We start from the raw sequence: 17584 nt of genomic DNA on the forward strand, positions 1-17584 counted from the left end.
TATGCTTAGCTACTGGGAAAAACAGAGCCTTTTACAATATGACTATATCATTGCCGGCAGTGGTATAGTAGGGCTTTCCACAGCTATCAGCCTGAAAGACAGGCTACCTGCAGCGCGGGTGCTGGTGCTTGAAAGGGACATTCTACCTACGGGCGCCAGTACAAAGAATGCGGGCTTTGCCTGTATAGGCAGTCTGACAGAGCTGTTGTCTGATTTTAACAGCATGCCCCGGGAAGAAGTGCTGGATATTTTACAGATGCGGCGCAATGGTCTGCAGTTATTGCGCCGCCGCATCGGAGATGAGGCCATGCAGTACCGGGAAGAGGGCAGTTATGAACTGATAGGCATACAGGAAGAACATGCCCTGGCGCAACTGGACAGTGTGAACAATGTTTTAAGACCGTTGCTGGGCGGAGATGCCTTTACGCTTACCAGCAATAAGATAGCGGAATTCGGTTTTAACGGGGCCTACGTAAAGGCGCTGGTCCGCAATAATTATGAAGGAGAACTGCATACCGGCAGGATGATGCGTAGTCTCATAGACATCGCCATCTCACGAGGGGTCGAAATAAAGACCGGTTGCAGGATAAGCCACCTGGAAGATCTGCAGACGGGCGTGAGGGTCTCTGTTCCGACGGCAGAAGGGGAGGAGGTCGGTTTTATGGCCAGAAGGGTGGCTGTCTGCACGAATGCCTTTGCCCGGCAGTTGTTGCCGGAGCTGGATCTGCAGCCAGGCAGAGGACAGGTGTTACTGACGAATGTCATTCCCGGTCTGTCCTTTAAAGGCGTTTTTCACATGGAGGAAGGGTATTATTACTTCCGGGAGCTGGAAGGAAGAGTGCTGTTTGGCGGCGGGCGTAACCTAGACTTTGAAAAAGAAACCACAACAAGCTTTGATCTTAATCCGGAGATACAAGCGCAATTGGAAAACCGGTTGCACAATATTATCTTACCAGGACAATCCTTTATGATCACAGACCGTTGGACCGGTATCATGGCTTTTGGCCGGACCCGCCAGCCACTGATCCGTTACCATACACACAACATCGTGCTCGGCGTCCGTATGGGCGGCATGGGCGTAGCAATAGGATCCGCTGTAGGAGAACAACTCTCCGCATTCCTTACTGAATAAACAATGAAAAACAGAAAATATGTCCAACACGTAGTGAAAATTTTTAAACGTAAATTTTACGTTTAATTAAAATGTTGCTATATTGATTCCTAATTTATTTATTACCACGTTTTTTTTATGCAAAAGAGCTTACAATTCCTCGATTATGTTGTTTTCTTAGTGTATTTCGTGATTGTTGCCGGCTACGGTCTCTATATCTACAAAAAGAAAAAACGGCAAACTACTGATTCCAAAGATTTCTTCCTGGCGGAAGGTTCCCTTACCTGGTGGGCTATCGGCGCCTCTCTGATCGCATCCAATATATCTGCGGAGCAGTTTATCGGGATGGCAGGCTCGGGGTTCAATATTGGTCTGGCAATCTCTACTTACGAGTGGATGGCAGCCGCGACCCTCATCATTGTGGCGGTTTTCTTCCTGCCTATCTATCTGAAGAATAAGATATATACCATGCCGCAGTTCCTGCTGACGAGGTATAATAAAACGGTAAGCACCATTATGGCTGTTTTCTGGCTCCTGCTATACGTGGTAGTGAACCTGACTTCCATCCTGTACCTGGGTGCACTGGCGGTGAATACCATATCAGGCATCAACTTCTATGTATGTATGAGCCTTATTGCGTTGTTCGCCATCTTTATTACCCTGGGTGGTATGAAGGTGATCGGTTATACAGACGTAATCCAGGTGTTCTTCCTGATACTGGGTGGTCTGGTAACTACTTATCTGGCCTTAAGCCTGGTATCTGAGCATTTTGGCGAAACAGGTGTGCTGAAAGGTTTCTCCCTGATGACGCAACATGCAGGCGACCATTTCCATATGATTCTCAAGAAAGACAACCCGCATTATCTTGATCTGCCCGGCCTGACGGTACTGGTAGGTGGTATGTGGATCGTGAACCTGAACTACTGGGGTTGTAACCAATATATTACGCAACGTGCGCTGGGAGCTGATCTTAAAACTGCGCGCAGCGGTCTGCTCTTTGCCGGTTTCCTGAAACTGCTGATGCCCGTGATCGTGGTATTGCCTGGTATCGCAGCTTATGTACTGCACTCACAGGGCCTGTTCCAGCAGGAGATGATAAAAGCAGGTGAACTGAATCCTGACAATGCTTATCCTGTGCTGATGAACCTCCTGCCTGCAGGTATGAAAGGGCTGGCATTTGCCGCGCTGACTGCAGCGGTGGTAGCTTCCCTGGCAGGTAAGGCAAACAGTATCTCTACTATTTTCTCCCTGGATATCTATAAAGAGATCTTCGACAGAAACGCAACTGAAAAGAAGATTGTAAATGTAGGCCGCGTAGTGGTGATTGTTGCCATGATCCTGGCTATCATTATTTCTCCATTCCTGGGTATCGATAAAAAAGGTGGTTTCCAGTTCATTCAGGAGTACACCGGTTTCGTATCGCCTGGTATTTTCGCGATGTTTATACTGGGCTTCTTCTGGAAGAGGACCACAGCAAACGCCGCATTGTTTGCAATGATCGGTGGTTTTGCAATGTCTATCTTCCTGAAGTTCCTGCCACTATGGATGGATCTGTCATCCCTGTATGACCTGGGTATGGCTGTACCAAATGCGGAGGGTGTGTATGAAATTCCGTTCCTCGACCGTATGGGTATCGTATTCGTGGTATGTGTGATTGGTATGATCATTATTTCCCTGCTGTCACCAGCTCCGGGTAAACTGACAACCGCCGGTACTTCAGGGTCTCATGCACTGGAAGTGGATTCTTCCATGTTCAAACCATCTTTGGCATTCACTGTTATTGCATTGATTATTTGCGGTATCCTGACCGCGCTTTACACAATATTCTGGTAGTCGCATACGGCTTCCTTATGCGCGTCGTATTTGTAGTCTCCGGTGACAGCTGTATGGCCACACAACGGGATTATTCGCTGCAATCAGCTCCGTAGGAGCGTCGTGTTTGTAGCGCGGGGTGTAGCCCCGGGAAACGACGAAACAACAAAACAAATTAACCACACGAAACGACGAATCGTTTTATGAAATATACCATAGGATATGATATCGGTTCCTCCTCGGTGAAAGCGGCATTGCTGGATGTTGAAACGGGGAAATGCCTGGCTACAGCAGTCAGTCCTGCACAGGAGATGCCAATGCATGCACCTGTAGCAGGTTGGGCAGAACAGGACCCCGAAATGTGGTGGCAGGAGGTACAGAACGCTACAAAAAAATTACAGCAACAGCATCCTTTTGATGGGAAGGCGGTTGCCGGTATTGGTATTGCATACCAGATGCATGGACTGGTATGTGTGGATAAAGACCAGCAGGTACTTCGCCCTGCCATTATCTGGTGTGACAGCCGGGCCGTGGAGATAGGTAATGAAGCTTTTAATGCACTGGGCCAGAACTGGTCGCTGCAATACCTGCTCAATTCTCCCGGTAACTTTACGGCTTCCAAATTACGTTGGGTACAGCAGTATGAACCGGAGATCTATGGACGCATCCACAAAGTCATGCTGCCGGGTGATTTTATTGCCATGCGCCTGACAGGAGAGGCTGCAACCACCATCTCCGGTCTCTCGGAAGGCATCTTCTGGGATTTTAGCGGCCGGCAGGTATCGCCTGTATTATTGAAGCATTACAATATTGATGAAAGCCTTTTGTCGGATGTAGTACCTACTTTCGGCTTACAGGGTAAGGTAACGGAAAAGGCAGCTGCGCTCTTAGGCATCGCCGCGGGTACGCCCGTGACCTATCGTGCAGGTGATCAGCCTAACAATGCATTTTCACTCAACGTACTGAAACCCGGCGAAGCCGCTACAACAGCAGGTACTTCCGGTGTTGTTTATGCGGTGCACGATCACATCGCTTTCGACCAGGAAAGCCGTGTGAATACTTTTGTACACGTCAATGACAAGGCGGATGCTCATCGTAATGGCGTACTGATGTGCCTCAACGGTACAGGCATCCTCAACAGCTGGTTAAGGCAGGTAACAGGTAAGCTGGAATACAGCGAAATGAATACACTCGCTGCACAGGCGCCTGCCGGCTCGCGTGGTCTGCAGATCTATCCTTTTGGTAACGGAGCAGAACGTATCCTGGCCAATAAGGAAACAGGAGCAGTAATCAACGGGCTGAACTTCAATATCCATGGCCGTGAGCACCTGTTGCGCGCGGCACAGGAAGGGATTGTATTCGCCCTGAAATACGGAATGGACATCATGACCGATATGGGCCTGAATATTCACCGTGTGAGGGCAGGACAGGCTAATATGTTCCTCAGTCCTCTTTTCCGCGAAGTATTTGCCAATACCGCCAATGTAGTGATCGAACTTTATAACACAGACGGCGCCCAGGGAGCTGCCAGGGCCGCCGGTATAGGAGCAGGCCTGTACAATGAACAGGAAGCTTTCCGCGGTATGGAATGTCTGGCTACTATAGAGCCGGATGCCACATTACAGCAACAATATGCCAGCATCTACAGCCAGTGGCTGGAAGGATTACAGCGCGTTATTAAGTAACTGGCCATTGGCAGTTACACGGAATATACACACGTTTTGGATTCAAAAAAAGAAAGAAAATGAGTATCACTTTAGGGAATCAGGAGTACTTCAAAGGCATAGGGAAAATTGCCTACGAAGGTCCTCAGTCAACTAACCCATTTGCTTACAAATGGTATGACGAGAACAGAAAGATCGGTGGCAAGACCATGAAGGAACTGTTCCGTTTTGCAGTATCCTACTGGCACACCTTCTGCGGTACCGGCGGAGATCCGTTCGGTCCGGGTACCAAGGCTTTTCCCTGGTTAACTGCTACTGATGCAGTACAGAGCGCAAAAGACAAAATGGATGCAGCTTTCGAATTCTTCACAAAGCTGGGCGTACCTTATTACTGCTTCCACGATGTGGACCTGGTAGATGAAGGCGCTACCATCAGTGAGTATGAAAGCCGCATGCAGAAGATCGTTGATTACGCAAAGGAAAAACAGAAAGCCAGCGGTGTGAAACTATTGTGGGGAACTGCCAATGTATTCAGCAATCCGCGTTACATGAACGGCGCTTCCACCAATCCTGACTTCGCTGTACTGGCTTATGCAGGTACACAGGTTAAGAATTCCCTGGATGCAACTATTGCATTGGGTGGCGAAAACTATGTATTCTGGGGCGGTCGCGAGGGATATATGACCCTGCTGAATACAAACATGAAGCGCGAGCAGGAGCACCTGGCCCGCTTCCTGACAGTGGCTAAAGATTATGCACGTAAACAGGGCTTTAAAGGTACGTTCTTCATTGAGCCTAAACCTTGCGAGCCTACTAAACACCAGTACGATTATGATGCGGCAACTGTAATAGGTTTTCTGCGTCACTACGGACTGGATAAAGATTTTAAACTGAACCTGGAAGTGAACCATGCTACACTGGCGGGCCATACCTTCCAGCACGAACTGCAGGTAGCTGCTGATGCAGGTATGCTGGGCAGCATTGACGCAAACCGTGGCGACGCGCAGAACGGATGGGATACTGACCAGTTCCCGATGAACCTGAACGACATGGTCGAGTTCATGCTGGTGATCCTGGAAGCCGGTGGTTTCAGCGGTGGTGGTGTGAACTTCGACGCGAAGACACGCCGTAACTCAACCGACCTGGAAGACATTTTCCATGCGCATATCGGTGGTATCGATTCTTTCGCCCGCGCTGCTGTCATTGCGGAGAAAGTACTGGAACAATCTCCGTATAAGCAATTCCGTAAAGACCGTTACGCTTCTTTCGACAGCGGTAAGGGTAAGGAATTCGAAGAGGGTAAGCTGACGCTGGAAGACCTGCGTAATTTCGCTGTGAGCAATGGTGAGCCTAAGCTTATCAGTGGCAAACAGGAGTGGCTGGAAAATATTATCAACCAGTATATCTGATCGTAACTTATTTGTTGAATGGAATATTAGGAAGCTGTCTGCCGCAAGGCGTGACAGCTTCTTTTTTATGTACCTTGTGGAACCATTAAACTGATTGCCATGTTCTCCACACACACCATTCACCAGGATGGTTTCGATATCGTTGCGCTGAAGGACGATGATAACGGTGCGCAGGTAGAGATCATTCCTGCGCATAGCGCTATGCTGCATGCTTTCCGCATACCTTATAAGGACACGCAGCTGAATATCATCGACAACTACGCCAGCCTGGAAGACTACAGGGCTAATATGGCCACGTATTTCAAGAGCGCTAAACTGAGCCCCTTTGCCTGCCGTATACCCGGTGGCGTGTATGAGTGGGAGGGAAAGCAGTACAAGATACAGAAAGGTATTGCGCCGGGTAGCTATATACATGGATTACTCTACGATGTTGCGTTTACAGTGGAAGAGAAGTATGCCGATGAAAAATCGGCAAGGGTAACATTGCGATATCAGTATAATGGAGCCGATGAGGGGTATCCTTTCCCATATGACTGTGTAGTGCAGTATAGCCTGCAGCCTTCCTCACACCTGGAGGTAACCACTACCATCAGCAACCGTTCTTCCGGTGCCATACCTGTGATGGACGGATGGCATCCTTACTTTACTACAGGCACGCCCATAGACGATATGGAGCTACAATTTGCGTCGGAACAAATAGTGGAATTTAATGCGCAGCTGGTGCCCACGGGTAAGGTACTACCGTACAACAGGTTTTTGGAATCTTCTCCCCTGGAGGGCATTCCGCTTGATAATTCTTTCCTGCTGAACTTTGATCAGCATGCATCAACATGTACCTTAAGAGATCCGAAAAAGCATGTTGCCATTACATTCTATCCAGACAGCAGTTATCCCGTTTTGCAGATATATATACCGCCACACCGCAACAGTATTGCGATTGAGAACCTGACCGGCGCGCCTAACGCTTTCAATAACGGAATGGGACTGGTATCCCTTTCTGCTGGTGAAAGTAAGGCCTTCAGGACCGCCATTTCCGCACTTAGCTGGTAGCATATTGGCATCCCTTGGCATAGTCTTTGGAACTTCACCTGTATTGTTTCACCCAAAAAAGATATGTTATGGATACTTTAGAAATCAAGGGTAAATGGAATGAGGTGAAGGGGAAGATCAAACAACAATATGCAGAACTTACAGATGATGATCTTTTGTATGAGGAAGGGCAGGAAGACCGTTTGATAGGCAATCTTCAGCAGAAATTAGGTAAGACACGTGATGAAGTCATTAAACTCTTAAAATCTGCGTAACATGGGAAGTCTACTGTATATTATCGCTGTCATACTCATTATCGGCTGGTTGCTGGGTTTTTTTGTGTATTCCGCAGGTGGATTGATCCATATTCTCCTTGTATTAGCAATTATAGCCATCCTCCTTCAGATTATAAGGGGATCCAGGTGAGCCTATAAATTAAAATATCATGTAAATCCTCCCAATACAGGGAGGATTTTTTCGTTATTTTTTTAGGATATTGCCTGCAGATTAATCCATCAGATAATGAAAAGAATCATCACAGGGTTACTGGTGCTTTGTTGTTGCAGCCTGCTGGGGGTAGTGAAAGCCCAGGCACAGGTAACGCTGACGGGAACCATCATGGACAAGGAGAACAAGCTGGTTTTGCCCTATGCGAGTGTCCTCAACAAAAGCACAGGTCGCAGAACCTACTCCGATAAAGGAGGCTTTTATAAAATAACAGCCAGCCCTAAAGATGTGGTCGTATTTTCATTTCTGGGGTACAGGTCAGACAGTGTGGTGGTAAGTCAGGCAAGCGGTACCGAGACCAGGAATATTTCCCTGACGGTAGAAGCCAAGCAGCTGCGTAGTGTGGAAATTGGTACGCAATATACACCTTACCAGATCGATTCCCTGGCGCGAAGGCAGCAGTTCGGTTACATCCTGGACAAAAGGGATATGCCGCTGGCAGGAGGAAGCACCCCCGTAGGTGCAGGTATTGTGTTTAGCCCTTTTACGAGGTATTCCCGGTCTGAGAAGCAAAAGAGAGAGTTTAAAAAGATCTTTGCCAAAGCTGAAGAAGAGAGATATATAGATTCCCGGTACACGCCGCAGTTCGTTAGCCGGGTGACAAGTCTGAAAGGGGATTCACTGATGTTGTTCATGAGGGAAAATTATCCTGATTATAATACCATGAGGGTAATGCAGCAGGAAGACCTGATTTACTGGATAACGGATAAATACCGTGCATGGAAGAAGAGATAGGACAAGAAATAGCTATAATTGCAACGGCCACCCCGGAAAGAGGGTGGCCGCGTTGCATGCAGAGGCCAATAGAAAATATCTTTTAGTTATAAACTTTCACCATATAAACGAAGTCTTCCAGCTTCTTCACCTGATCCACACGGCTTAACCCTCCCAGTCTGTTCTTATGATTCCATTCTTTTTTAGGCAGTTTATCTTTCGGCATTTCTTCCAGCAGTCGTTTCAGGTGCGCTGATTTAACTGCAAAAGCAATACCATCGGAAGTCGTTTGTTTGCCGGTTACGATACCTACCACATCACCTTTGCTATCCATCAGGGGAGCTCCGCTGTTCCCGGGATTAACCGGGATGGACACCTGGTAGGCAGCGCTGTCGCCATTAAAGCCGGTCTGCGCGCTGATGTAGCCCTCACCGTAAACAATCTCATCCCGTGGATAACCCAGGGTGAAAACTGCTTCACCACGTAGCGCATGCTGCGGCTTCAGGGTGTAGGGGAGTGGCTGGCCTTTAAAAGTGCTGTCGGTGATCTTGAGGATAGCCAGATCGCTGGAGATGTCCTCAAATACACTAGCTGCTTTAAATGCTTCACCTTTCGTATTCTGGATATAAATTGAATCTGCACCCGCTATTACATGGTAATTTGTCACCACATAGCCGTTGTTGGAGATAGCAAATCCGGTACCACCATAAGTGCCGGGGTTGGCGGGTGCTTTCTTTTTATTGTTCATGTCGTTGATGAGGGCGTTCTGGGAGCGCTGGATATTGTTCAGCACACGTCTTACATCCTCATATTGGGCGGTGGTTTTCTGTCTGTTAGCATTCTGCATGAGTGCTATGGTAGACAGGGAAGTGACCAGGGCTATGCAGGCCGCTGCCGCCATATTGGTTACCAGCCTTTTGCTGATGGTAAATACTTTCGTTTGTGTTGGGGCCGGCGATGGGGAGAAGACGTGATCAGTAGCCATGGCAGCATGGATCTTATCCATCTTTTCCTGGAATGCTACCCTCTGTCCGTATTGTTCCAGCTGTTGAATGAGCAGCTGATGTGCCAGCACCTGCTCATTGACCGCTGGGTTGGACTGGCGCAGCGCTTCGAAAGCAGTTTTTTCCTGCTCACTCATTTCGCCCTCCAGGTAGCGTTCAATATCACGTATTAATGTAAAGTCGTTCATCGCCTGTAACCGCTTTTACAGATCTGTCAGGTCTTACACCTGTCAGGTCCTAAGATTTATATTGTTCAAAAAATAGTTTCTTCAATCGCATCAGGCACTTGTACTTCTGGTTTTTGGCATTTTCTGAGTTGGTGTATCCAAATTTCTCAGCAATGTCCTGCATAGACAGTTTCCTGATATAATAGTCTTCCAGGATCGTTTTACAAGGCTCTCCCATATTCCCCATTGTCTTTTCCATCACCCTGAACTGCTGGTCTTTTTCCTCATGCTCCGCCACTGTACTGGTTTCTGCCGCCGGCAATACTTCTTCCAGTTCATCAGGAAGAGCCAGTTGCCAGCTACCTGTCTGCAATTTCTTTAGCCACAGATGACGGCATACCGCGTAGAGAAAAGTTTTCAACTTGCTGTACAGATCGAATTCCCCTTTCTGCGCTTTCTCGTACAATATGATCATGGCTTCCTGGAAAAGATCTTTTGCATCATCTTCAGACCCATTATACTGTAAGACCATTCTTAATATAGAAGGATAATTCTCCGTATAGATGGTCGCCAGCGCCCTGTCGTCATTCCTGGTTAATCCCAGCAGTAATTCCCGATCCCGTTCTATGTTCTGATTATGCTTCACTTATTAATACTATTAAATGGCTTTGGTAACCCAAAGTAGCAGAAAAAAAATCCAAATCCCAAATCCCCCCGGGTAGCTATCTCCCTATAGATGCAGGAATGAGCTGATTTCATATATAGTTACGTCTCTATATATGGAAATGTCCTGCCTGAAATGGAAAAAAGGGCCAAAACGGACAGAAAAAAAATTTTTTAAAAATCTGGGTTACCTTTTTTCAAACCGGGTATAAAGGATAGATAATATTTCAAAACCTAAAAACATAGTCAAAATGAAAAACGCTCTGAAAATTGGTTTCTTAGCTTTAGCTCTTGGTGTATTTGCAGCTTCTTGCGGTGGTGGTTCTTCAACTCCAGCAGAAGATACTACAGCTACTCAGACCATCGATTCAGCTGCTGCTACCGTTGATTCAGCTGCCGCTACAGTTGATTCTGCTGCTGCTGTTGTTGATTCAGCTAAAGCTGTTGTTGACTCTACCAAAAAATAATTACGTTGGTAAGCAAATAAAGGCTTTTATATGACCGCTCCGTTGCAAAACGGGGCGGTTTTTTTTTGTTAAGCCTGCTTCTATTAGCTGGAAACTGAGAAAAATATCAGAAATAGACTATTTTATTAGATAGATTGTAATTATTGACAATAGTGCTTGGAAAATTCAAATCCTGGTGTATTTTTGTCAGGCAATTAAGCAAATATGATACAGCAAACAACCTTTGGTTACTTTTATGGTTTCTACTTTTTCTGGTACCAGGAATAGGGAGGTCGTTTGTAGTACTTAAATATAAAGAAACTAGCAAAAGGCCTCCCGGACGGGAGGCCTTCTTTTTTCCGATAATATCAAGCTTTATGTCACAGCGTTTCAGCCTTTATTTCTTTTACTTTTTCTTTTACTTCTTTTACGTCGTAAAGGCCGGGACTCTTTTGTAATAACTGCACTCCAACATAATTGCAAATAAAAAGGGTCCCGGCTCAACCGGGGCCCTTTTTCATTTTATATGGTAGTTGCTACAGCAACTACAAATCAAAAATCAAACATAAAAAAGATGCGTGTCGCAATTCAGGGTTTTGAAGGATGTTTTCATCAGATAGCAGCAGAAGGATACTATGGCAAAGGTATAGAGATCGAATGTTGCGCATCCTTCCCGGAACTTGTTAAAAAGGTGGTTAAACAGAAAGAGGCAGATGCCGGTGTAATGGCCATTGAGAATTCCATTGCAGGAAGCATTCTTCCGAACTATACCTTGTTAAAGAATTCCGGACTCCATGTGATCGGTGAAGTATACCTTCATATCAGGCAACACCTGATGGTACTGCCCGGACAAACACTGGAAGATATACGTGAAGTACACTCCCATCATATGGCATTACTCCAGTGTACGGAGTTCCTGGAGAAATATCCTCATATGAAACTGGTGGAAACAGAAGATACAGCCCTTAGTGCAAAGCATGTACAGCAGAAGAAACTGAAAAGTACTGCCGCTATTGCCGGTAAACTGGCGGCAGAGATATACGGCCTGGAAATAATTGCACCGAATATCCACACTATCAAAAATAACTATACCCGCTTCCTGGTGATCTCTCCCAACGGAGTAACGCCAACGCCGGATGCCAATAAAGCATCAGTGTACTTCCAGACCTCACACGAGCGCGGAAGCCTGGCCAAGGTCCTGACACAGGTAGCACAGGCTGGCATCAACCTGAGTAAGATCCAGTCATTTCCGATGCCTGCCAAGGAGTGGAACTATTACTTCCATGCGGACTTCGAATTTGAGAACCTGAGCCATTTTGAAAAGAGCATCAGCAAAATAGAACCGCTCACCGAGGATATCAAGGTATTGGGTATTTACAAGAAAGGAAACACACATTAATCATAACATACATCAGGACGCGGAAAACAACGTATTATGAACTTACAGGTAGCAAAAAGGCTGCAGCAAACGGAAGAATACTACTTCTCCAAAAAGCTCAGGGAAATAGATGAGATGAACAAGGCAGGCGCTAAGGTGATCAATCTTGGCATCGGTAGTCCGGATCTGCCTCCACACCCTTCCGTAATTGCCACACTGCATGAATATGCACAGCGGCCTGATACCCATGCCTACCAGGGTTATAAAGGTATTCCGGCGCTCCGCAAAGCAATGGCAGACTGGTACCAGCGCTTCTATGGCGTGTCACTGGACCCTGAAAAGGAAGTGCTGCCTCTGATAGGTTCCAAAGAAGGTATTATGCACATTTGCATGACCTACCTGCAGGAAGGAGATGAGGCCCTCGTACCTAATCCTGGTTATCCTACTTACCGTTCTGCAGTGAACCTGAGTGGTGCTACCGTGGTAGACTATGACCTGGAGGAAAAGAACGGATGGCTGCCCGACCTGGATGCACTCGCCAAACGCGACCTGAGTAAAGTGAAACTGATGTGGGTGAACTATCCGCATATGCCTACCGGGGCCCGCTTCAATGAAGATTTTGCCCGTAAACTGGTGGCCTTTGCACAACAGCATAATATCTTAATTTGTCACGATAACCCATATAGCTTCATCCTGAACAAGCAGCCGCAAAGCATCTTACAGACGCCCGGCGCCAGGGAAGTGGTACTGGAGCTGAACTCTCTCAGCAAATCATCCAACATGGCCGGCTGGCGTGTTGGAATGCTGGTAGGCAAGCAGGAATGGATCAACGAAGTGCTGCGCTTCAAGAGCAATATGGACTCCGGTATGTTCCAGCCGCTCCAGATGGCCGCAGTAAAAGCACTGGAACTGGGTCCCGAGTGGTATGCCGAACTGAATGGCATTTATGAAGGCCGCCGTAAGAAAGTATTTGAATTACTGGAACTGCTGGACTGCACGTTCGATAAGAACCAGGTAGGATTGTTCGTATGGGCGAAGATACCAGCTACTGCAAAAGACGGCTTCTCGCTCACAGACGAGATCCTGCAGAAGGCGCAGGTCTTCATCACTCCCGGCGGCATCTTCGGCAGCAATGGCAACGGTTATATAAGGGTGAGCCTCTGTAAGGATGAAAAGGTATTTGAAGAAGTGCTGGATAGGATAAAAACAAAATTTAAGCAATAACAGTCATGATCGCAACTATAGTAGGAACAGGATTAATAGGTGGATCGCTGGCCATCAGCCTTAAGGAAAAGGGCGTGGCCAACTGGATAATAGGTGTGGACCAGAACCCGGACAACCTGCAGAAAGCGCAGGAACTGAAGATCATTGACGAAGGCGCTACCCTGCAGGATGCCATGCAACGTTCACAGCTCATCATACTGGCCATCCCCGTAGATGCACTGCTGCAGATCATGCCCGCCGTATTGGATAAAGCAGGACCTGAACATGTGATCATGGACGTAGGTTCTACAAAACAAAAGATACTACAACTCGTTGCCGGTCATCCCAACAGAGGACGCTTTGTAGCGGCTCACCCGATGGCCGGCACGGAGTACTCCGGGCCCGAAGCAGCTATAAAGAACCTCTTCACACAAAAGACCATGGTGTTGTGCGATGTGAAGAACAGTGATGAAGATGCCCTGGAGATCATTGAAAATATGGTAGACAAACTGCAGATGCGTCTCGTATATATGAATGCGGAAGAACATGACCTGCACACAGCCTACGTATCCCATATCTCGCATATCACCTCTTTCGCCCTGGCGCTGACAGTACTGGAGAAAGAAAAAGAGCAGGGACGCATATTTGAACTGGCCAGCGGTGGTTTTGAATCTACCGTGAGGCTGGCGAAAAGCTCTCCTGATATGTGGGTGCCTATCTTTAAGCATAACCGCCATAATGTGCTGGACGTACTGGAGGAACATATTCACCAGTTGCAGCAGATGAAGCAGCTGCTGGAGAAAGAAGACTACGAAACATTCTATAAACTGATCCAGAAATCAAATAAGATCAGGAAAATATTAAAGTAACCGGTTTCGTATAGTGACTCATTTGCCGCAGGGCCTTGTCAGCAACTGAAAATGGATCACTAGCCGATAGTCGGACAATAACAAGAAAACAAACAATCACTGGATTATGGACGACTATCGTCTATGGTCTGAAAAGCATCAAACGATGGAACAGATTCTCGCTAAAACAAAATTCTCCGATCCGGCTTCTGACAAGAAACCGTTGATCATTTCCGGTCCCTGCAGTGCAGAAACCGAAGAACAGGTATTGGACACAGCCCTGAGACTGGCTAAAACCGGTAAAGTAGATGTACTCCGCGCTGGTATCTGGAAGCCACGTACCCGTCCGGGGTCTTTTGAAGGTATTGGCGTAACCGGTTTACCATGGTTACAGAAAGCTAAGGAACTGACCGGTCTTCCGCTGGCAGTGGAAGTTGCTACCGCCAAGCAGGTGGAAGAAGCGCTGCAGCATGGTGTGGACATCCTCTGGATCGGAGCCCGTACTACAGTGAATCCATTCTCCGTACAGGAAGTAGCTGATGCGCTGAAAGGTGTGGATACAACTGTATTGATCAAGAACCCGATCAACCCTGACCTGGAACTGTGGATCGGCGCTGTAGAGCGTGTGCGTAACTCCGGCATCACCAAGGTAGGTCTGATCCATCGTGGATTCTCCAGCTATGGCAATACTGAATACCGTAATGCGCCAATGTGGCACCTGCCTATCGAAATGAAGCGCCGTATGCCTGAACTGCCTATGATCTGCGATCCAAGCCATATCAGCGGCCGCCGCGATATCCTGCAGGAAGTTGCACAGGAAGCAGTTGACCTGGATTACGATGGTCTGATGCTGGAATCTCATATCGATCCTGATAAAGCATGGAGCGATGCGAAACAACAGATTACTCCGGAAAGACTGGCCGAAATTTTGGATGGTATCACCTGGCGTCATGAGCGCACAGACAAGAAAGAATTCAACTCTGCGCTGGATAAACTCCGTGGACAGATCAACCAGATCGATGATGAGATCATGCTGCTGCTGGGCAACCGTATGAAGATCGCCGAGAAGATCGGTATCTACAAGAAAGAGAACAACGTGACCATCCTGCAGACCAATCGCTGGAACGAGATCCTGCAACGCGGTATCTCCAAAGGTGAGAAACTGGGCCTGACAAAAGATTTCATCCTGAAATACTTTGATGCAGTACACCTGGAATCCATCAACAGGCAGAACAGAGTGATGAACGAAGACAAATAGATTTAATACAAAATATGAGAACGTTATCTTACCAGTTCCAGCATAGTAATACAAAATATTATCTGGGAGAAAGCCTCTTACAGCTGGGCAATTATGCTGATCCCTCCAGGGCCGTACTGGTGGTGGATGAGAATGTGGATAAACACCACGGGCATAAATTGCCGGGCTGGAGAAAGCTGGTGATTCCCGATGGAGAAGAGAACAAAAGCGGTGAAGTCCTTGAGCAGATCATCAATGGCCTGATCGAACTGGAGGCAGACCGTAAGACCATGCTGATAGGCATTGGCGGCGGTATGACCACCGACCTGACCGGTTATGCTGCCAGCATTTACATGCGGGGCATGCCTGTGGGATTTGTTCCAACTACTTTGCTGGCACAGGTGGATGCGTCGATCGGTGGCAAGAACGGTATCAACCATGGTAAACATAAGAACATGCTGGGTACCATCCGTCAGCCGGAGTTCATCCTGTTCGATTATTCGTTGCCGCTGACAATGCCGGCAGAGGAATGGCACAACGGCTTTGCGGAAATCATCAAATATGCATGCATTCTGGATGCCAGCCTGTTCACCTACCTGGAAGATAACCGTGATAAAGCTATGCAGCGCGATGTGGCCATATTGGAATACCTGGTGGAACGTTCTGTGGAACTGAAGACCCAGGTAGTGCTGGAAGATGAATTTGAAACCGGTTCCCGGCGTTGGCTGAACTTCGGTCATACGCTTGGGCATGCGGTGGAAAAAATAGAGAACATCGCGCATGGTAAAGCTGTTGCTATAGGTATGGTAGCAGCGGCCAAGATCTCGGAAAAGCTGAAAGGATTGCCTGTGGAACAGACCAACAGGCTGATCCGCCTCATTAACGATTACCAGTTGCCGGTTACGCTGACCTCCAACAAGGAAGAAGTGTTCAACATCTTCAAGCTGGACAAGAAGCGGGAGAAAGATGCGATTCACTTTGTGCTGCTTGAAGAAATAGGCAAGGCTACCACGCAGCCTGTTCCTATTACAACATTGAAGCAGATGCTGGATGAACTATAAACCTAACTAATTTATGCAAGTAACAATATCACCCGGCGCTATCAGTGGTACAGTGACCGCCAATCCATCTAAAAGTGCTATGCAACGCGCTGTTGCAGCCGCACTGCTGAGCAATGGTACCAGCATTATCCGTAATCCCGGTCTGAGCAATGACTGCCTGGCAGCGCTCGATGTGGCAGGGAAACTGGGTGCTGTTATCAAGCGTAATGAGGACAATATCGAAATTACAAGCAAGGGAGTATTTCCTGTTGCCGAAAATAAAGAGATCAACTGCGGGGAATCCGGCCTCGGTATCCGCATGTTCACGCCGATAGCTGCCCTGTCAGATCAGGCTATTACCATCAACGGACATGGCAGCCTTACCACCCGCCCGATGGATTTCTTCGAGGAAGTATTGCCTCAGCTGGATGTAAAATGCAAGACCCGTGAAGGTAAACTGCCATTGAATATACAAGGCCCGCTGAAAGCAAAGGATATCACTATAGATGGTTCACTCAGTTCCCAGTTCCTCACTGGCCTGCTGATGGCATACGGTGCAGTAGCAGAAGATGTGACCATCACCGTAAAAGATCTGAAAAGCAAACCTTATATCGCACTGACACTGCAGCTGATGGAACAGTTCGGCGTGCAGGTGAAAGAGGAGCGTTTTGAAAAATTCCATTTTGGTAAACGCCAGGCATATAAGGCTGGCGAATATACGGTGGAAGGCGACTGGAGTGGCGCTGCTTTCCTGCTGGTTGCTGCAGCAGTAGCCGGTAAGGCAGAAGTACACCACCTGAACACACAATCTGCACAGTCAGATAAAGCGATCCTGGAAGCCCTCGAAAAAGCAGGCGCCGGACTGCTGCCCGGGGTGTTCACAGTGATCGTACAGAAGAACAAATTGCAGGCATTTGACTTTGATGCAACAGACTGTCCTGACCTGTTTCCTCCGCTGGTGGCCCTGGCTGCTAATTGTGAAGGCACCACGAAGATCATTGGTGTGAACAGGCTGGCGCACAAAGAAAGTGACCGCGGTAAAACCCTGCAGGAAGAATTTGGCAAGATGGGTATTGCCATTGACCTGCATGGCGATGAAATGCTGGTACACGGTGGTACAGGTATTAAAGGCGCTGTTGTCAGCTCCCACAATGACCATCGTATTGCCATGGCCTGCGCTGTAGCAGCACTTACGGCCGATGGCCCGGTAACTATCGAAGACGCAGAAGCCATCAACAAATCATACCCTGAGTTCTATGAACATCTGGAGAAGATCGGAGGTATAGTAAAAAAGCAGGGATCAGCAAGCCTGACGCATTAACAGAAGCAAGGCTTACTAACGCGACCGGATC

The 17584-nt window shown here is 47.6% G+C and carries 17 protein-coding genes; 15 read left to right on the plus strand and 2 right to left on the minus strand.

What is annotated here, in order from left to right; genetic code table 11:
* Position 1: 1 nt before the first annotated feature.
* The 8 genes from MYF79_RS09585 (at position 2) to MYF79_RS09620 (ending at position 8267) form a co-directional block, all read left to right on the plus strand.
* Positions 2-1132, plus strand: a complete 1131-nt coding sequence (locus MYF79_RS09585; RefSeq protein WP_247813635.1) for an NAD(P)/FAD-dependent oxidoreductase — start codon at positions 2-4, stop codon at positions 1130-1132.
* A gap of 117 nt (positions 1133-1249) precedes the next feature.
* Complete coding sequence (locus tag MYF79_RS09590) at positions 1250-2944, plus strand: sodium/sugar symporter (RefSeq protein ID WP_247813637.1); 1695 nt, start codon at positions 1250-1252, stop codon at positions 2942-2944.
* 182 nt (positions 2945-3126) lie between these two features.
* Positions 3127-4608 (plus strand): xylulokinase, encoded by a 1482-nt coding sequence (locus MYF79_RS09595; RefSeq protein WP_247813639.1) that lies wholly within the window; start codon positions 3127-3129, stop codon positions 4606-4608.
* Between the two features lie 59 nt (positions 4609-4667).
* A complete protein-coding gene (gene xylA, locus MYF79_RS09600) occupies positions 4668-5996 on the plus strand; it encodes a xylose isomerase (protein ID WP_199657516.1) in 1329 nt (442 codons plus the stop codon).
* A gap of 99 nt (positions 5997-6095) precedes the next feature.
* On the plus strand, positions 6096-7046 hold the full coding sequence (locus MYF79_RS09605) for an aldose 1-epimerase (protein WP_247813640.1): 951 nt from the start codon (positions 6096-6098) through the stop codon (positions 7044-7046).
* A gap of 68 nt (positions 7047-7114) precedes the next feature.
* Positions 7115-7300 carry a CsbD family protein gene (locus tag MYF79_RS09610; RefSeq protein ID WP_199657514.1) on the plus strand — a complete coding sequence of 62 codons (186 nt, stop codon included), beginning with the start codon at positions 7115-7117 and terminating at the stop codon, positions 7298-7300.
* 1 nt (position 7301) lies between these two features.
* Positions 7302-7451, plus strand: a complete 150-nt coding sequence (locus tag MYF79_RS09615; RefSeq protein ID WP_247813642.1) for a lmo0937 family membrane protein — start codon at positions 7302-7304, stop codon at positions 7449-7451.
* 96 nt (positions 7452-7547) lie between these two features.
* Positions 7548-8267: a carboxypeptidase-like regulatory domain-containing protein gene (locus MYF79_RS09620; RefSeq protein WP_247813644.1), complete on the plus strand. Its 720-nt coding sequence runs from the start codon at positions 7548-7550 to the stop codon at positions 8265-8267.
* Positions 8268-8349: 82 nt separating this feature from the next.
* Here MYF79_RS09620 and MYF79_RS09625 read toward each other — a convergent pair whose 3' ends face one another.
* Both MYF79_RS09625 and MYF79_RS09630 read right to left on the minus strand, forming a co-directional pair.
* Positions 8350-9438 (minus strand): serine protease, encoded by a 1089-nt coding sequence (locus tag MYF79_RS09625; protein WP_247813645.1) that lies wholly within the window; start codon positions 9436-9438, stop codon positions 8350-8352.
* Between the two features lie 49 nt (positions 9439-9487).
* On the minus strand, positions 9488-10063 hold the full coding sequence (locus tag MYF79_RS09630) for an RNA polymerase sigma factor (protein WP_247813648.1): 576 nt from the start codon (positions 10061-10063) through the stop codon (positions 9488-9490).
* A 268-nt stretch (positions 10064-10331) separates the two neighbouring features.
* On the opposite strand from MYF79_RS09630, the gene MYF79_RS09635 reads away from it, so the two are divergent.
* The 7 genes from MYF79_RS09635 (at position 10332) to aroA (ending at position 17553) form a co-directional block, all read left to right on the plus strand.
* Positions 10332-10547 carry a hypothetical protein gene (locus MYF79_RS09635; RefSeq protein WP_199657509.1) on the plus strand — a complete coding sequence of 72 codons (216 nt, stop codon included), beginning with the start codon at positions 10332-10334 and terminating at the stop codon, positions 10545-10547.
* Positions 10548-11100: 553 nt separating this feature from the next.
* Positions 11101-11925: a prephenate dehydratase gene (locus tag MYF79_RS09640; protein WP_199657508.1), complete on the plus strand. Its 825-nt coding sequence runs from the start codon at positions 11101-11103 to the stop codon at positions 11923-11925.
* A gap of 36 nt (positions 11926-11961) precedes the next feature.
* On the plus strand, positions 11962-13128 hold the full coding sequence (locus MYF79_RS09645) for a pyridoxal phosphate-dependent aminotransferase (RefSeq protein WP_247813650.1): 1167 nt from the start codon (positions 11962-11964) through the stop codon (positions 13126-13128).
* A gap of 5 nt (positions 13129-13133) precedes the next feature.
* Positions 13134-13976, plus strand: a complete 843-nt coding sequence (locus MYF79_RS09650) for a prephenate dehydrogenase (RefSeq protein WP_199657506.1) — start codon at positions 13134-13136, stop codon at positions 13974-13976.
* A gap of 145 nt (positions 13977-14121) precedes the next feature.
* Positions 14122-15213: a chorismate mutase gene (locus tag MYF79_RS09655; protein WP_247813652.1), complete on the plus strand. Its 1092-nt coding sequence runs from the start codon at positions 14122-14124 to the stop codon at positions 15211-15213.
* Between the two features lie 14 nt (positions 15214-15227).
* Positions 15228-16253 carry a 3-dehydroquinate synthase gene (aroB, locus tag MYF79_RS09660; RefSeq protein ID WP_247813654.1) on the plus strand — a complete coding sequence of 342 codons (1026 nt, stop codon included), beginning with the start codon at positions 15228-15230 and terminating at the stop codon, positions 16251-16253.
* Positions 16254-16266: 13 nt separating this feature from the next.
* Entirely contained in the window at positions 16267-17553 is a 1287-nt protein-coding gene (gene aroA, locus MYF79_RS09665; RefSeq protein WP_247813655.1) for a 3-phosphoshikimate 1-carboxyvinyltransferase, read from the plus strand.
* The last annotated feature ends 31 nt before the right edge of the window (positions 17554-17584 follow it).

Origin of the sequence: Chitinophaga filiformis (assembly GCF_023100805.1) — a bacterium.
Lineage (GTDB): Bacteria > Bacteroidota > Bacteroidia > Chitinophagales > Chitinophagaceae > Chitinophaga > Chitinophaga filiformis_B.

Bases quoted from the DNA above. Each gene is read 5' to 3' on its own strand.
- MYF79_RS09610 (WP_199657514.1), top strand. From the start codon at position 7,115: ATGGATACTTTAGAAATCAAGGGTAAATGGAATGAGGTGAAGGGGAAG.
- MYF79_RS09625 (WP_247813645.1), bottom strand. From the start codon at position 9,438: ATGAACGACTTTACATTAATACGTGATATTGAACGCTACCTGGAGGGC.
- MYF79_RS09655 (WP_247813652.1), top strand. From the start codon at position 14,122: ATGGAACAGATTCTCGCTAAAACAAAATTCTCCGATCCGGCTTCTGAC.
- aroA (WP_247813655.1), top strand. From the start codon at position 16,267: ATGCAAGTAACAATATCACCCGGCGCTATCAGTGGTACAGTGACCGCC.
- MYF79_RS09620 (WP_247813644.1), top strand. From the start codon at position 7,548: ATGAAAAGAATCATCACAGGGTTACTGGTGCTTTGTTGTTGCAGCCTG.
- MYF79_RS09585 (WP_247813635.1), top strand. From the start codon at position 2: ATGCTTAGCTACTGGGAAAAACAGAGCCTTTTACAATATGACTATATC.
- MYF79_RS09590 (WP_247813637.1), top strand. From the start codon at position 1,250: ATGCAAAAGAGCTTACAATTCCTCGATTATGTTGTTTTCTTAGTGTAT.
- MYF79_RS09595 (WP_247813639.1), top strand. From the start codon at position 3,127: ATGAAATATACCATAGGATATGATATCGGTTCCTCCTCGGTGAAAGCG.
- MYF79_RS09640 (WP_199657508.1), top strand. From the start codon at position 11,101: ATGCGTGTCGCAATTCAGGGTTTTGAAGGATGTTTTCATCAGATAGCA.
- MYF79_RS09605 (WP_247813640.1), top strand. From the start codon at position 6,096: ATGTTCTCCACACACACCATTCACCAGGATGGTTTCGATATCGTTGCG.
- aroB (WP_247813654.1), top strand. From the start codon at position 15,228: ATGAGAACGTTATCTTACCAGTTCCAGCATAGTAATACAAAATATTAT.
- MYF79_RS09645 (WP_247813650.1), top strand. From the start codon at position 11,962: ATGAACTTACAGGTAGCAAAAAGGCTGCAGCAAACGGAAGAATACTAC.
- xylA (WP_199657516.1), top strand. From the start codon at position 4,668: ATGAGTATCACTTTAGGGAATCAGGAGTACTTCAAAGGCATAGGGAAA.
- MYF79_RS09615 (WP_247813642.1), top strand. From the start codon at position 7,302: ATGGGAAGTCTACTGTATATTATCGCTGTCATACTCATTATCGGCTGG.
- MYF79_RS09635 (WP_199657509.1), top strand. From the start codon at position 10,332: ATGAAAAACGCTCTGAAAATTGGTTTCTTAGCTTTAGCTCTTGGTGTA.
- MYF79_RS09650 (WP_199657506.1), top strand. From the start codon at position 13,134: ATGATCGCAACTATAGTAGGAACAGGATTAATAGGTGGATCGCTGGCC.